A 12,174-nucleotide genomic window follows, 5' to 3' on the forward strand; every position below is an offset into this window, starting at 1 on the left:
TCGGGAGAGAACTTGTTGGTCGTCTTGCTTGTCATGGCTCCACCTTCTCAGGAGTTGGAGCCTCCGATCAACCCGGGGCGGTTCACTCTAGCGGAACTGCCTTGTACATACTTCCCCAAAGTATCGAGACTTGTTTCGGCAACCGAGGTTCTCCTGGCCCCGGCCCCGCGGAATGGGTCGCCAGCCTATCTGGTGCTCCGCGACTTGGAGAAGCGCGCGATAGCGGCCCGTTCTCTCTCGGGTGGAAAGCTGGACGACACAACACTCGATGCGCTGGACGGCTGGATTCGGGATCCGCGCATCTACGCGAATCTAGGCGCGGCTTTGGCCCCAGAGGTTCGCACTAAGCTTGCGTCGTATATACCTAATCATCAATTGAAGTTGCGGCTAAGTAGTGAATGTCACGTCCCGCATTGTACTACACGGTCCGTCGGAAGATCGAACGGGCTTGAAGATCCCCGAGGAGCAGGCCGTCATGGATTATGCCTGAGCTGCGGGTAGTCCCCATCTACCCCCCAGCCAACCGCGGCAGCAGAAAAATCTCCGCCCCTTCCGGCAGTTCCTTCGACCAGGTGTCGCGATAGATCGTCCCGTCGATGGCGACGGCGATGCCGCGATCGATGTATGGCTCGAGGCCGGGATACTGTTCCGCCAGTTTCCTGAACAGCTCCCGAATATCCTTCGCCTCGATCTCGACCTTGCTCTTGCCTCCGGCGATCGCGCCGAGCGATCCCCAGAGCGTTACTTCGACCATCAGCCTTCCCGTTCTGCCTCGAGCGCCGCCAGGATGCGCGGCGGCGACATCGGGATGTGCGTCATGCGCACGCCCGCGGCGTTCGACACCGCATTGGCGATCGCCGCCAGCGGCGGCACGATCGAGGTCTCGCCGACGCCGCGCACCCCGTAGGGATGGTTGGGGTTTGGGATCTCGAGGATCTGCGTGTCGATCATCGGCAGGTCCGAGCAGACCGGGATCCGGTAATCCAGGAATCCAGGGTTCTGCAGCCGCCCGTCCTTGCCGTAGATGTACTCCTCGTTGAGCGCCCAGCCGATGCCTTGCGCGGCACCCCCCTGGTACTGCCCCTCGACATAGGTCGGATGCACCGCCTTGCCGGCGTCCTGAACGACGGTGTAGCGCAGCACCCTGGTGGAGCCGGTCTCGGGATCCACCTCGATATCGCAGATATGGGTGGCGAAGGAGACGCCGGCGCCGTCGGCGACGAGCTCACTATGGCCTGCGATGGGTCCGCCCGTCTTGCCGGAAGCGGCCGCGATCTCCTTCAGCGACAGCGGCGAAAGGTTACCGTGCGTCGCGCCTTTGGCAATCGCGTGACCCTCTTCCCAGACCACATCGTCGACGGGTATATCCCACATCTGTGCGGCGCGTTCCCGCAACACCTTGATGGCATTGCGTGCCGCCGAGATCGTCGCCATCGAGGAGGAGAAGGTGCCGCGGCTGCCGTCCGTCATGTCGTTGTAGCCAAGGCTGGACGTATCGGCGACCACCGCCTTGATCTGCTCATAGGGGATACCAAGCTCCTCCGCCGCGACCAGCGACAGCGAGGCGCGCGAACCACCCACGTCAACGGTTCCGACGGCAAGCGAGACCGAACCGTCCATGCCGATGTTGAGGTCGGTGCAGGTCTGGCCACCGAAATTGAACCAGAAGCCGCAGGCCATGCCGCGGCCCTGATTCTTGCCGAGCGGCGCCTTCATATGCGGGTGGTTCTTCACCGCCTCCAGCGTCGGCCCGATGCCGATCGGGCCGTATACCGGTCCGTAGGAGGATCTGGTGCCTTCCTGCGCCGCGTTCCTGATCCGGAACTCGACGGGATCCATGCCGATCTCCTTGGCCAGTTCGTCGACCGCGCTTTCCACCGCAAACGCCGCCATCGGAGCCGACGGCGCGCGATAGGCCGCGGTCTTGGGCCGGTTGACCAGCACTTCGTAGCCGACCGTCTTGACGTTCTCGAGCTTGTAGCAGGCAAAGGCCGTCATGGCGCCGATCTCGGCCCACATGCCGGCATAGGGGCCGCAGCTATAGCGCAGCGTCGCCTCTGCCGCCGTGATCGTGCCGTCCTTGCGGGCGCCGATCCGAACATCGATCGAGGTGGCGCTGGTCGGGCCGGAGGCGCGGAACACCTCGTCGCGTGTCATGACCAGCTTGACCGGCCGGCCGGCCTTTCGCGACAGCGCCAGCGCTACCGGCTCGGCCCAGACATGGGTCTTGCCACCGAAACCGCCGCCGATCTCCGACGAGGTGACGCGGAGCTTCGAGGCTTCCATGCCAAGTAGCTGGGCGCAGTGCTGCCGGTAGACAAAATGGCCTTGCGTACAGACCCACAGGTCCGCGGTACCGTCGGAGCTGACATTGGCGACGCAGGCATGCGGCTCGATGTAACCCTGGTGTGTCTGCTCGGTCTTGAAGGAGCGTTCGACGACGAAATCGGCCTGGCCGAAACCCTGGTGGATGTCGCCATGGCCATACTGGGTGCGCTTGGTGACATTGGAAGGCTTGACGGGCTTCTCCTCGAGGCCCTCGGTGAAGATGGCGTCGTTGACCAGGGGTGCGGAGTGCTTCATCGCCTCGTCGACATCGGTGACATGCGGCAGCACCTCGTAGTCGACCTCGATCAGCTTCAGGGCCTGCCTCGCCGTGCGGGCATCGACCGCAGCGACCGCGGCCACGGCGTGGCCGTCATAGAGCGCTTTCTTGCGCGCCATGCAGTTGTCGAGGATGTCGTACATGGCGGCATCGCCGTCGGTGAGGTCGGGCAGGTCGGCCGCGGTGATCACGGCCTTGACGCCGGGAAGCATCTGCGCCTTCGACGTGTCGATCTTCCTGATCGTGGCATGCGCATGGGGGCTTCTGAGAACGCGCCCGACGAGTTGCCCGGCCATGTTGAAGTCGGCGCCATAGCGTGCGCGGCCCGTCACCTTGTCGACGCCGTCGGGACGGATGGGGCGCGTGCCGACAGAGGTGAAATTGCGCCCGGAGTAACGCGGATCGAAATTCATGCGTGCGCTCCCTTCATCACGCTGGCGGCGTCCTGAACGGCACGCACGATCTTGTCATAGCCAGTGCAGCGGCAGAGGTTCCCGGCAAGGCCGAAACGGATTTCCTCCTCGGTCGGATCGGGGTTCTTGGCCAAAAGGTCCTTGGCCGCCATGAGGAAGCCCGGCGTGCAGATGCCGCATTGGAGTGCGGCGTGTTCCAGGAACTTCTGCTGCAGCGGATGCAGCCTGTCGCCATGCGCCATGCCCTCGATGGTCTCGACGTGCCGGCCCTCGGCTTCCGCGCCGAGCACCAGGCACGAGCACACCAGCCGATCGTCGAGGATGATGCTGCAGGCCCCGCAGTCGCCGGTGCCGCAGCCTTCCTTGGCGCCCGTCAGCCCCAGGCGATCGCGCAGGACGTCAAGCAGCGTCTCGTCCGGCTGGCAAAGGAACTCGACATTGTCGCCGTTGATTGTCGTTGATACTGCCACACCAGCCATCATTTGCCTCCTGCGCGTGCATAGGCGGTCGTGGCGGCCCGCTTGGCCAGCACACCCGCAACTTTCCGTCTGAATTCGATAGTGCCCCGCTTGTCGTCGATCGGGCGGCAGGCGCCCGAGCAGACCTTGGCGAGCCTCTCCAGCGTGGCTTCATCCAGCCTGGAGCCGATGAGAACCTCGGCGGCCTCCTCGACCAGAATCACCGTCGGCGCCACGGCGCCCAGCGCCAGGCGGGCGGATTTGACGCGACCTTGCTCATCGAGCGTCAGGTTCACGCCGGCGCTTACCACGGCGATGTCCATCTCCGTGCGCGGAATGAAACGCAGATAGGCATCGCCCGAACGTGGCAGACGTTTATCGAGCAGGATTGCCTCGATGATCTCGCCCTTGGCCAGCGACGTCTTGCCCGGCCCAGTCGGTACCGCTTCCACGGCAATCGTGCGCCTGGTTCCCGGGCCGACGACCACCGCCTTGGCGCCAGCGGCTACCAGCGCCGGCACGCTGTCGGCGGCGGGCGAGGCGTTGCACAGATTGCCGACGATGGTGCAGCGTCCCTGCACCTGCTTCGAGCCGATCAGGTTCGCTGCTTCGACGACGCCGGGCCATGCGTTCTTCAGGGCCTTGCTCTCGCCCAGCACGGCGCAGGGGACCGCCGCGCCGATGCTGAAGCCCTCGGCTGTTTCCCTGATCTCGCCAAGCCCGTCGATCGCCTTGATGTCGACGATCAGGTCGGGTTCGATAAAGCCGCCTTTCATTCTCACCAAGAGGTCGCTGCCTCCGGCGAGGATGGCGGCCGTGCCGGCTGAACCGGCCAACAGGCCGGCGGCGTCTTCAATTGAAAGCGGACGTATGTAACGCATCGTCTCCCCTTAGTGGTCATAGTCACATCAACTGATATAAACCGTCTCTCCGCAATGGCCATCCCGTTCGTGCATTCGCGGATTGGGCCAGGCGGCGCAATTTCATTTGCCCGTCCAACTGGACACACCGCTAGCCATTAATGCTCGATCGGCCCCTTCGGCATCACCAGCGCCGTGCCGGCCGTTGTCGGGCGCTCGATCATGCGGCGGACACGGGGTGGCTCGTTGCCGCTGTGCAGGGCCCTTATACGCTCGCCGATGACCGCGTCGGCGTAGGTTGCGCGCCGATTGTGGCGGATATATTCGACCCAGGTCGGCGTGTGGTAGTGCTCGATCCATATCGAGGGATTTTCGAGGTCGCGCGCCAGCGTCCAGTTGCGGGCGCCGTCACGCCGGCGGACGCGGCCGCGCTCGGCCATGGTGGCGAGGAATTCCGGTACGTCCTCGTTACGGATGACATATTCGATCATGATGGCGATGGGGCCGCTGCGCGGCTTGAGATCAAGCGCCAGATGCGGCTCCTGAAAACGGTTGAGCGGGTCGAGGTTGAGCACAGCCTGCTGCGGCAGCGGCAGCAGCAGGCCGATGGCGCCTCCCGCCAGCATGGCGACGCTGGCCGCCATCAGGGCGACTTCGGCGCCATGCGCGTCAGCAACGACGCCCCAGACCCAGCTGCCGAGCGCGATGCCGCCGAAGGTCGCGGTCTGGTACACCGAAAGCACACGGCCAACCACCCAGCGCGGCGTCGACATCTGCACGGTGACGTTGAAGTGCGACAGCGCCATCACCCAGCAGGCGCCGCCGACCAGCAGGCCGAGCGACGTCTGCCAGGCATGATTGCTGACGGCGGCGTTGAAGGCGCAGACAGCGAAACCGGCAAATGCCATGCGCACCATGGTTTCGCTGGACAGCAGCTGCCGCAGCCTGACGCTGGTCAGCGCGCCGCCGACGGCGCCGATGCCGAAAGCGCCTAGCATGATGCCGTAGCTCAAGGCATCGCCCTTGACGACGTCGCGCGCGACCAGCGGCAGCAGCGCCAGGACCGCTCCGGCGCTGAAGCCGAAAGCCGAGCTCCTGACCAGCACCTTGCCGATGTTGGGCGACATGGCGACATAGCGCAGGCCGGCGCCCATTGCGGCGCCCAGCGTCTCGCGCGGCAAGGTCGATGCCGGCAATTCCGGCCTCCAGCGGGCCAGCACGACGATGAGGCCGACATAGCTCAGTGTGTTGACGGCAAAGGCCGCGGCGGCGCCTGCGGCGGCAACGATGATGCCGCCGATCGCCGGGCCGACGCTGCGCGTCAGGTTGAAGCCCATCGAGTTGAGCGCGATCGCCGCCGGCACCTTGGTGCGAGGCACCATGTCGCCGACCGAAGCCTGCCAGGACGGACTGTTGAGCGCGGTGCCGCTGTCGATCAGGAAGGTGAAGGCGAGCAGCGTCCACGGCGTCATCAGGTCGAGATAGGTGAAGACGGTCAGAAGAGCCGAGACGACGAGCATGAAGATCTGCGCGATCAGCATGATTTTGCGCCGGTTGAAGCTGTCGGCGATGGCGCCGGCCAGCAGCGCGAAGAGCATGATCGGCAAGGTGGTCGAGGCCTGGACCAATGCCACCTGGTAGGACGAGGTGGCGATCGTCGTCATCATCCAGGCGGCGCCAACGCCCTGGATCAGGCCGCCGAAATTGGAGACGAGGCTGGCGGACCACACCGCCCGGAAGATGCCGTGCCGGAACGGCGCCAGCGCCGAGGCGCTTTCGCTTTCCGGTGTGTCGTCGTTCATAAATGCTTTCCCGGGCTCAAATGCGTTTGTTCTTCCGATGAATCGGCCCCTCAAGCCAAGGATTCAAAAAATAGAACATCATTTCGCAAAGGGCGAACGCATTCTGGAAAAACATCATGGTCCAACAACAAGATAGCGGACCGTCAGCGCGTGCCTTTGCAGGCGGAGCGGCCGGTCAGGCCGGCGGCACCGCTTGCCACGCGCTGCCATGTAATTGCCAGGCGCCGCCGGTTCTAGCGGTCCTCGAAGCCGGTCAGCACGCCGACGGCGTTGATGCCGATCTCCTCGACGGCGTAGCCGCCTTCCATGACGAACAGCGTCGGCAGGCCGAGCCTGGCGATGCGGCGGCCGATCCTGGGATAGTCGCCGGTTTTCAGCTTGAACTGGCTGATCGGATCCTTCTCGAACGTGTCGACGCCGAGTGACACCACGACGACGTCGGGAGCATAAGCCGAAAGCCTCGTGCAAGCGTCCTCGAGCGAGGCGTTCCACACCTCCCAGCCGGTGCCGAAGGGCATCGGGTAATTGTCGTTGAAGCCTTCGCCGTCGCCCTCGCCGCGTTCGTCGGCATGGCCGAGGAAGAAGGGATATTCGGTCATCGGATCGCCATGCAGGTTCAGCACCTGAACGTCGCCGCGGCGGTAGAAGATCTCCTGGGTACCGTTGCCGTGGTGATAGTCGACGTCGAGGATCGAAACGCGCGCGGCGCCATGGTCGCGAAACCATTGCGCGGCGACGGCGGCGTTGTTGATGAAGCAATAGCCGCCCATGAAGGCCGCCCCGGCATGGTGCCCCGGCGGGCGGCAGAGCGCGAAGGCGGAAGGCTCACCGGCCTTGACCAGCGCGGCGGCGGTCAGCGCGACGTCATAGGACGACTTGATGGCGTCCCATGTGCCTTTGACGAACGTCGCGCCGCCGTCGAAGGAGTAGAAGCCGAGCAGCGCATCGATGCCTTTCGGGCGCACGTCGCCGCGCAGGCCGCGCGTCGGCCAGGTGAAGGGAATGGCCGAACCGCTGCGGCCGGAGGCTTCCCAGAGCGGCCACACGGTCGGCAGGAAATCGATGTAGTCGCTGGCATGCACCTTCCCGGCGGCGGCGAGGTCGTGGATTTCCGGCGGCAGGATCGGACCGAGCTTCTCGCTCTCCACCCGCGCCCTGATGAACTCGGCGCGCGAAGGCTTTTCAAAAGCCGGCACGATGGCGCCGGCGATCAATTCGACATTGCCGGCATGGCTGGCATGGAGAGGCGAAAAAACAGTCTTCATGAAATTGTTTCCGTGGTGAGACGCGGCGACCCTAACCGTCCTGCACTGCCTTTCACAAGGCGCTGGGCCAACCAGCCATGGCTTGCTGGCCCGGCAGCCGGTCGTCTAGCCTGCCGGCAGCTCAACCGAACCGCGGGTAATCATGAGTTCAAATGCCGACCTGATCGTCACCAATGCCCGTGTGCTGACCATGGACGAAGGCAATCCGACGGCCGAGGCGGTGGCGATAAAGGGCGGCAACATCCTGGCGGTTGGCGATCGCCGGACGATCGAGGCGCTGAAAGGGCCGGCCACGAAGATCATCGATGCGCAAGGCGGGTCGGTGGTGCCGGGCTTCATCGAAGCGCATATGCATCTTTCGGCGGCGCGGCCGAGCTCGACAATCTGCACCTTCAGGGCGTGCATGGCTTCGATGCGCTGAGCGACGCGATCCGCGCCTATGCGGCGGCACGGCCGAACGCCAAATTGCTGCTTGGGGCAGGCGTCGACTACACCATCCTTTCCAAGGAAGAGCCGGTCACCCGCCATCATCTCGACCGCATCATCGCCGATCGGCCGTTCGCCATGTCGGCTTCCGATCACCACACGATGTGGGCCAACACCAAGGCGCTGGAACTGGCTGGCATCCTGCACGGCAAGCAACTCGGTCCCGGCAACGAGATCGTCATGGGCGCCGACGGCCTGGCGGCCGGCGAATTGCGCGAGGGCGAGGCGTTCGGGCCTATCCTCGAGCTCTCCGGGCAGAACCGCGTTCGGCTCGGCCTTGCGACAGGCGGCGAGCCCGACCCGTATCCCTCCCCCGCCGAAGTCGCGGCCGATCGCGACCTGTTGCATTGCGGGCTGGAATGGTGCGCCCGCCACGGCATCACTTCGATCCAGAACATGGACGGCAACCTCTACCAGCTCGAACTGCTTGCCGGTTTGGAGCAGGAAGGCCGGCTGCTCTGCCGCACCAAGATACCTTTCCATTTCAAGAACTTCATGACGCTGGACATGCTGGAAAAAGCGTCGAGGATGGCTTCCGCCTACCGATCGGAATGGCTGTCGTCCGGCATGGTCAAGATGTTTTACGACGGCGTGCTGGAAGGCTGGACCGCGGTCATGGTCGGCGACTATGCCGACCGGCCGGGCTGGCGCGGTGAGCCGCTGTTCACGCCGGAGCATTTAGCCGAGGTGGCGGTGGAGGCCGACCGGCGCGGCCTGCAGATCGCCGTGCATTCGATCGGCGATGGCGCGGTGCGCGCGGTCCTCGACGGTTACGAGGCGGCGCGGCGGAAGAACGGCAGGCGCGACAGCCGGCACCGGGTCGAGCACATCGAGGTGACCACTGCCGCCGACGTGCCGCGCTTCGCCGAACTCGGCGTCATCGCCTCGATGCAGCCGCCGCACCCGCCCGGCGCCATGGACTTCCCGCTGGAGCCGACGCTTTCGCGCATCGGCCGCGAAAGATGGCCGCTGAGCTATGCCTGGCGGACGCTGAAGCAGGCGGGCGCGCATGTCGTCTTCGCTTCCGACTGGCCGGTGTCGCGGGTCGACCCGATCCTGGGCATTCAGGCGGCGGTGCTGCGCAAGCCTTGGGCAGAGGGCGACCCCGACCAGAGCTTCTCGCTGCTGGAAGCGCTTGCCGGCTATACGGTCGAAGGCGCCTATGCCGAATTCATGGAGCACCGTAAGGGCCGGCTGAAACCAGGCTATCTGGCCGATCTGGTGGTGCTGTCGGCCGATATCGAAGCAACTGAACCGGGTTTGCTACACAAGGTGCATCCGGTCAGCACCATCTGCGGCGGCAAGATCACTTATCAGGGTTGATGGTGGCGCTGACTATGGCATGAGGCTTGCGTTCTGAACCGAGGTCCAGATGCATGGTTGCCAAGCCGACCGGCATATGCTGACAATCGAAATGGGAACTGGATCCGCCATCAAGAGCGGACATGAAAATGGGGTAATGCGTGCCGGATCAACCGGGTAAGAGTGCAATCGAGGTCCGCGGCGTCCGCAAGGTGTTCGGTACCGGGGACGCACAAGTCGCCGCTCTCGACACAGTTTCGGTGTCGATCCGCGAGAACGAGTTTTTCACGCTGCTGGGGCCGTCGGGCTGCGGAAAAACGACGCTGCTGCGGCTGATCGCCGGCTTCGATTTTCCCAGCGAAGGCGAAATCCTGCTGCACGGCCGGGACATCGCGCCGCTGCCGCCGTTCAAGCGGCCGGTCAACACCGTGTTCCAGTCCTATGCGCTGTTCCCGCATATGACGGTGGCCGAGAATATCGGCTTCGGCCTGGAGATGCTGGGCAAGCCAAAAGCCGAAATCAAGGCGCGCGTCGCCGAGATGCTGAAGCTGGTCAAGATGGAGGCGCTGAGTGCCCGCCGCACCAGCCAGATCTCCGGCGGCCAGCAGCAGCGCGTGGCACTGGCGCGCGCGCTGGCGCCGCAGCCAAAAGTGCTGTTGCTCGACGAGCCGCTGTCGGCACTCGACTACAAGCTGCGCAAGGAGATGCAGATCGAACTGAAACGGCTGCAGCACCAGACCGGCATCACCTTCATCTTCGTCACCCACGACCAGGAAGAAGCGCTGACCATGTCCGACCGCATCGCGGTGATGTCGGCCGGCAAGATCCTGCAGGTCGGCACGCCCTGGGACATCTATGACAAGCCGGCCGAGCGCTTCGTCGCCGACTTCATCGGCGAAACCAATTTCCTGACCGCGGCCATCACCGGCATCGGCAATGGCAAGGCGCGCGCGACACTAAAATCCGGCGCGACGATCGACGCGACGGTGGCTGAGGGCTTCCAGCCGAAGGCGAATGCCACCCTGGTGGTCAGGCCGGAACATGCAAAGCTGACCGGCGGCAAGGGCGATCTTTCCGGAACCGTCGAAAACATCGTCTATTTCGGCACCGACACGCATATTCATGTCCAACTGGACAGCGGCGAAGCCTTCACCGTGCGCCAGCAGAACACGCGCAGCGCAGGCTGCGGTTTCGAGCGCGGCGACAAGGTCGGCGTCTCGATCGGCAACGATGCCGCGCAAGTGCTGAGGGATTGATGGCGAGCGCGGAAGAAGTCGCCAAAGCGGCCGAACGGCGCGACATCCGCGACCGCTGGCTGCTGTCGGCGCCGGCCCTGCTGATCATCTTCCTGGCAGCGACCGGCCCATTGCTGATCGTGCTGGTCTATTCGTTCCTGGCGCCCGGCGCTTATGGCGATGTGAAGTGGCAATTCTCGCCGGAGGCGTGGATTTCGGTGTTCATGGAACGCGACATCTTCGACGACACGCTTTCGCTCGCCGCTGCCCATGTCACCATTTTCTGGCGCTCGATCAAGCTTGCCGTCGTGACCACACTCGCCACCCTGGCGCTTGGTTTTCCGACCGCCTATTTCATGGCAACGCGCAGCGAGAAGACGCGCGACCTCTGGCTGTTCCTGATCACCATACCGTTCTGGACCAACCTGCTGATCCGCACCTTCGCCGTGCTGCAGATCATCCGCAACGAGGGTCTGATCAACACGGTGCTGCTCAGGCTCGGCATCATCTCGGCGCCGATCCAGATACTCTTCACCGACACAGCGATCCTTATCGGCATGGCCTATGTCTATCTGCCGCTGATGGTGCTGCCGATCTATGCCAGCATGGAGAAGCTGGATTTCCGCCTGGTCGAAGCTGGCTACGATCTTTATGCGACGCGCTTTCAGGTACTGAGACGCATCATTTTCCCGCTGGTCAAGCCCGGCGTCATCGCTGGCTCGATCCTGGTCTTCATCCCAGCGCTCGGCGCCTATGTTGCGCCCATCTTGCTCGGCGGCGGCAAGACCATGATGCTCTCAAACCTGATCGAGATGCAGTTCGGGCAAGGCCGCAATTGGCCGCTCGGCTCGGCGCTGTCGATCGCCGTCATGATCATCGTCATGGTGGCGCTGCTTGCCTATGTGCGCAATGCCGGTCGGTCGGAGGTGCGCCATGGCTAGAAGCTTCGAAATCAAGCATCAGCCAGGATTCACCGCGATCGCCGCGACCTGTTTCGTCGTGCTCTACCTGCCCATCGTCATACTCGTCGTCTATGCCTTCAATGCCGCGACTTCGACATCCGAATGGGGAGGTTTCTCGCTCAAATGGTTCCAGTCGGCCTGGCAGAATACGCAGGTGATCGACGCCACGCTGCGTTCCTTCCAGATCGGCACCATCGCGGCGACCCTTGCGACCATCGCGGCGACCATGGCGGCGCTCGCGACAACTCGCACGGCAGCCTATCCGGGCCTGACTTTCAAATATGCTGCGATCAACCAGCCGCTGATGGTGCCCGAGATCGTCACCGGCGTGGCGCTGCTGATCTTCTTTTCACGCATAAAGATATTCACCGGCTATTCGGGTCTTGGCTATCTGATCGCCGCGCATACGGCGTTCTGCATTCCCTTTGCCTATCTGCCGATCCGGGCGCGGCTGGAGAATATGGATCTTACGCTGGAGCGCGCTGCGGCCGACCTCTACGCGACGCCATGGCGGACGTTCAGGCGCATCACGTTGCCGCTGCTGTGGCCCGGCATCCTGGCCGGACTTATGCTGGCCTTCGTCATCTCGCTCGACGATGTTGTCATCACCGAGTTCGTGAAATCCGGCGGCCAGGACACGTTGCCAACCTACATGCTCGGCCAGATACGCCGAGGCATAACGCCTGAAATCAACGCGATTTCGACCGTGTTCCTGCTCTTGTCGGTCGCCATCGTGACGTTGTTTTTCTTCATCAGCAGGAAACGGGACTGAGCATGAAAATGGGA

9 protein-coding genes and 1 pseudogene are annotated in these 12,174 nt (G+C 63.9%); 4 read left to right on the forward strand and 6 right to left on the reverse strand.

What is annotated here, in order from left to right; genetic code table 11:
* Positions 1-508: 508 nt before the first annotated feature.
* The 6 genes from NKH21_RS04970 to NKH21_RS04995 form a co-directional block, all read right to left on the reverse strand.
* The gene (locus tag NKH21_RS04970) at positions 509-754 is read right to left on the reverse strand and encodes a MoaD/ThiS family protein (RefSeq protein ID WP_023675441.1); all 246 of its coding nucleotides are present in this window, start codon (positions 752-754) and stop codon (positions 509-511) included.
* Positions 754-3,018: a xanthine dehydrogenase family protein molybdopterin-binding subunit gene (locus tag NKH21_RS04975; RefSeq protein WP_352664413.1), complete on the reverse strand. Its 2,265-nt coding sequence runs from the start codon at positions 3,016-3,018 to the stop codon at positions 754-756. The genes NKH21_RS04970 and NKH21_RS04975 overlap by 1 nt, the downstream gene beginning before the upstream one ends.
* The gene (locus tag NKH21_RS04980) at positions 3,015-3,497 is read right to left on the reverse strand and encodes a (2Fe-2S)-binding protein (protein WP_352664415.1); all 483 of its coding nucleotides are present in this window, start codon (positions 3,495-3,497) and stop codon (positions 3,015-3,017) included. Before NKH21_RS04980 ends, NKH21_RS04975 begins: the two co-directional genes overlap by 4 nt.
* Complete coding sequence (locus tag NKH21_RS04985; protein WP_352664417.1) at positions 3,497-4,357, reverse strand: FAD binding domain-containing protein; 861 nt, start codon at positions 4,355-4,357, stop codon at positions 3,497-3,499. Before NKH21_RS04985 ends, NKH21_RS04980 begins: the two co-directional genes overlap by 1 nt.
* 137 nt (positions 4,358-4,494) lie before the next feature.
* On the reverse strand, positions 4,495-6,138 hold the full coding sequence (locus NKH21_RS04990) for an MFS transporter (protein WP_352863284.1): 1,644 nt from the start codon (positions 6,136-6,138) through the stop codon (positions 4,495-4,497).
* 233 nt (positions 6,139-6,371) lie between these two features.
* Positions 6,372-7,403, reverse strand: a complete 1,032-nt coding sequence (locus NKH21_RS04995) for a histone deacetylase family protein (protein WP_352863286.1) — start codon at positions 7,401-7,403, stop codon at positions 6,372-6,374.
* A 142-nt stretch (positions 7,404-7,545) separates the two neighbouring features.
* Between NKH21_RS04995 and NKH21_RS05000 the strand changes: the two are divergent.
* The 4 genes and pseudogenes from NKH21_RS05000 to NKH21_RS05015 all read left to right on the forward strand — a co-directional run bounded on the left by NKH21_RS05000 (position 7,546) and on the right by NKH21_RS05015 (position 12,160).
* Positions 7,546-9,212, forward strand: a pseudogene (locus NKH21_RS05000) (amidohydrolase).
* A gap of 140 nt (positions 9,213-9,352) precedes the next feature.
* Complete coding sequence (locus tag NKH21_RS05005; RefSeq protein ID WP_352863288.1) at positions 9,353-10,447, forward strand: ABC transporter ATP-binding protein; 1,095 nt, start codon at positions 9,353-9,355, stop codon at positions 10,445-10,447.
* Positions 10,447-11,367 carry an ABC transporter permease gene (locus NKH21_RS05010; RefSeq protein ID WP_352863290.1) on the forward strand — a complete coding sequence of 307 codons (921 nt, stop codon included), beginning with the start codon at positions 10,447-10,449 and terminating at the stop codon, positions 11,365-11,367. The genes NKH21_RS05005 and NKH21_RS05010 overlap by 1 nt, the downstream gene beginning before the upstream one ends.
* A complete protein-coding gene (locus NKH21_RS05015; protein WP_352664429.1) occupies positions 11,360-12,160 on the forward strand; it encodes an ABC transporter permease in 801 nt (266 codons plus the stop codon). The genes NKH21_RS05010 and NKH21_RS05015 overlap by 8 nt, the downstream gene beginning before the upstream one ends.
* Positions 12,161-12,174: the final 14 nt, after the last annotated feature.

This window comes from Mesorhizobium sp. M1329, assembly GCF_040318035.1.
Taxonomy (GTDB): domain Bacteria; phylum Pseudomonadota; class Alphaproteobacteria; order Rhizobiales; family Rhizobiaceae; genus Mesorhizobium.

Excerpts from the sequence above, each read along its gene's own strand:
- NKH21_RS04980 (WP_352664415.1), bottom strand. The coding sequence starts at position 3,497 with ATGGCTGGTGTGGCAGTATCAACGACAATCAACGGCGACAATGTCGAG.
- NKH21_RS05010 (WP_352863290.1), top strand. The coding sequence starts at position 10,447 with ATGGCGAGCGCGGAAGAAGTCGCCAAAGCGGCCGAACGGCGCGACATC.
- NKH21_RS04990 (WP_352863284.1), bottom strand. The coding sequence starts at position 6,138 with ATGAACGACGACACACCGGAAAGCGAAAGCGCCTCGGCGCTGGCGCCG.
- NKH21_RS04985 (WP_352664417.1), bottom strand. The coding sequence starts at position 4,357 with ATGCGTTACATACGTCCGCTTTCAATTGAAGACGCCGCCGGCCTGTTG.
- NKH21_RS05015 (WP_352664429.1), top strand. The coding sequence starts at position 11,360 with ATGGCTAGAAGCTTCGAAATCAAGCATCAGCCAGGATTCACCGCGATC.
- NKH21_RS04995 (WP_352863286.1), bottom strand. The coding sequence starts at position 7,403 with ATGAAGACTGTTTTTTCGCCTCTCCATGCCAGCCATGCCGGCAATGTC.
- NKH21_RS04970 (WP_023675441.1), bottom strand. The coding sequence starts at position 754 with ATGGTCGAAGTAACGCTCTGGGGATCGCTCGGCGCGATCGCCGGAGGC.
- NKH21_RS04975 (WP_352664413.1), bottom strand. The coding sequence starts at position 3,018 with ATGAATTTCGATCCGCGTTACTCCGGGCGCAATTTCACCTCTGTCGGC.